The organism is Sphingomonas sp. (genome assembly GCF_036402235.1).
In the GTDB taxonomy this organism is placed as follows: Bacteria; Pseudomonadota; Alphaproteobacteria; order Sphingomonadales; family Sphingomonadaceae; genus Sphingomonas.
Genome location: NZ_DASWTG010000034.1, coordinates 1 through 2614, shown reverse-complemented (window position 1 = coordinate 2614; position 2614 = coordinate 1). Strand labels below are relative to the sequence as shown.

The window sequence follows — 2614 nt, the reverse complement described above, 5'->3', positions numbered from 1 at the left end:
TGCGCGTCAGCGCCTTCCATTCTACAACCGCCACCGTTTGACGCACCGCTGAAAGGGAGATGAGCGCTTCGCGCCAACGCCAAACCTCTTCGCGCCTCCGCGCCTCCGCGTGAACCAATCTTCTTCGCGGCTTCGTGCCTTTGTGCGAGCCCCGAATCCCGCTAACCGCGCACCGCCGCCCAGGCCGCGACCTCGTCGTCGCGCCGCCGCGTCACCGTCAGCGCGCCCGCTTCGCCGGTCGCCGGATCGACCTCGATCTCGCCGTCCCACTCAAAGGTCGCGTTGCCCGCGATCGTCACCCGGTCGCCGCCTTCCCGCCCTTCGGCCCGCACGCGCACGCGGCCGCCCGGATTGTACACCGTGATCCATGCGCCGAACGGGATCCGCCCGGTCAGCCCCGCGGCATGCGTCGCCGCGCCCATCGCGGTGCCGCAGGCATTGGTCAGGCCGACCCCGCGCTCATAGGTGTGGACATAGAGGCCATCGGGACGCAGCTCGACGAAGCTCACATTGGCGCGGTCGGCCAGCAGGTCCGGTCCCGCCTCGCACCAGTCGCCCAGCGCGGTCAGCTCAGCGACGTCGACCTTGTCGACAAAGGCGATCAGATGCGGGTTGGGCATCGCCACCGCGGTGAAGTTGCGGTCGCTCGGCAGCCCCGGCACCGGCGCCTCGATCACCGGCGCGGGAAGGTTGATCCCCGCCGCGACGGGGTCGGTCGAAGCCGGGCCGACCGTGGTGCGCACCGTATAGACGCCCGGTGCCAGCTCGGGGTCGTGCGCGACCTGCGCCTCGCTGGTCTTGAGCCGCACCGCCGCCGCTTCGATCCCCAGCGCCTCGAACCCGGCGCGCGCGGTGCAGCGCAGCCCGTTGAGGCACGTCTCGGGGATCGATCCGTCGGCATTGACCACCATCTGCGCGAACGCCGCCCCCCCGGTCCCCTCGCCCAGCAGCAGCAGCCCGTCGGCGCCGACCGGCCCGTTCCGGTCGCACAAGGTCCGGGCGATCCGTCCCCACTCCGTGTCGGACAGATTCAGCCCGCGCTTGTCGATCAGCGCGAAGTCGTTCCCAGACCCATGACATTTCGTGAAGGCGATCCGCATAGCCTGCATCTAGGCTTGCCGGCCCGGCGTGCAACCGCAGATCGCCTTGGCGCGGGCAAAGCCGGGCTGGCGCCGCGGCGCTTCTGCTGCGACAAGCTGGCGCGATGACCGGTATCCTGTTCCTCGCCGTCGTGGTGCTCGGCATCGTCGCCGCCGCGCAGGGCCAGCGCTTGCGCCAGCTCACCCGCCGCCTCGACCGCCTCGAGCGGGACAATCTGCAGGCGTACGCGCAGAGTGCGGACCGGCCTTCCGCGCCGCGACCGCTGGCTGCACCACCCGAACCCGTCGCGCCCGCCGTGCCCGGCCCGGCTCCCGCCGCTCCCCCGCCGTCAGAGTCCGAACCGGTGCCGGTACCGGCGGCGCCCTCGCGCCCCAGTCTCGAATCGCTGATCGGCGCGCGCCTGCCGGTGTGGATCGGCGCGATCGCGCTGGTCGCCGCGGGCTTCTTCCTCGTGCGCTATTCGATCGAGGCCGGTCTGCTCGGCCCCGGTGTCCGCACCATCCTCGCCGCGCTTTTCGCCGCGCTGCTGGTCGCGGGGAGCGAGGCCGCGCGCCGGTTGCCTGCCACGCAGGACGATCCGCGCATCGCCCAGGCGCTCGCCGGCGCCGGGATCGCCAGCGCCTATGGCACGCTCTACATCGCCGCGGCGCTCTATCATCTCGTCGCGCCGCTCCCCGCCTTCGGGCTGATGATCGCCGTCACCGGCCTCGGCCTCGCGCTCGCCCTGCGCCACGGCCCGCCAACTGCGGTGCTGGCGCTCGCCGGCGGGTTCATCGCGCCGCTGGTCGCGGGCTATGATGCCGCCGGAATCGGCCCGCTGCTCGTCTATCTCGCGCTGTTCACCGCCGCGCTGTTCGGCCTCGCGGTGCATCGCGGCTGGGCCTGGCTCGCCCTTGCCGCCACCGCCATCGCCTTCGCCTGGGTCAACTTCCTCCTCTTCGCGCTCGGCGGCGCGGCGCTCGGCGCGCCCGCCAGCTTCGTCGTGCTGCTCGCCGTCGGCGCCAGCCTCGCGCTGCCGCGCGCGGGCGTGACGGCCACCTGGCTCCGCCTGGCGCCGCTGGTCGCCGGGCTGGTTCAGCTCCTCGCCTTCGGCCCGGCGCTCGATTTTTCGGTGCTGGCCTGGGCGCTTTACCTGACGCTTGCGGCGGCGTCGCTCGCGCTCGCCTGGCGCGACCCCACCTATCTTCCCGGCGGACTCGCCGCGCTCGGCCTCACCCTCGTCCTGCTCGCGGCCGGCCTCGCCCAGCCCCAGCCGGGCTTCAGCCGCACTGCAGCGCTCCTCGCCGCCCCGCTCTTCGCCGTGCCGGGCCTGTGGCTGCTCCCCCGCGCCCGCGCCTGGGCGATCCTCGCGCTCGGCGGCATCGCGGGTCCGCTGCTGCTCGCCAACGCACTGGACGCGGATCGCCTCGCCGACTGGCAATGGGCGGCGCTCGGGCTGCCCGCCGCGGCGCTCGCCGGCTGGGTCAGCTGGCGCCGCCGCGGCGAGGCGGGCAAGCGCGATCCCGGCCTCATC

General features: G+C 73.5%; 2 protein-coding genes. One reads left to right on the top strand and one right to left on the bottom strand.

Annotated features, from left to right (window positions below):
- Positions 1-161: 161 nt before the first annotated feature.
- Complete coding sequence (gene dapF, locus VGD28_RS07190; RefSeq protein WP_331027654.1) at positions 162-1100, bottom strand: diaminopimelate epimerase; 939 nt, start codon at positions 1098-1100, stop codon at positions 162-164.
- A gap of 104 nt (positions 1101-1204) precedes the next feature.
- Between dapF and VGD28_RS07185 the strand changes: the two genes are divergently transcribed.
- The coding region (locus tag VGD28_RS07185; RefSeq protein ID WP_331027653.1) for a DUF2339 domain-containing protein at positions 1205-2614 on the top strand (1410 nt) is incomplete at its 3' end.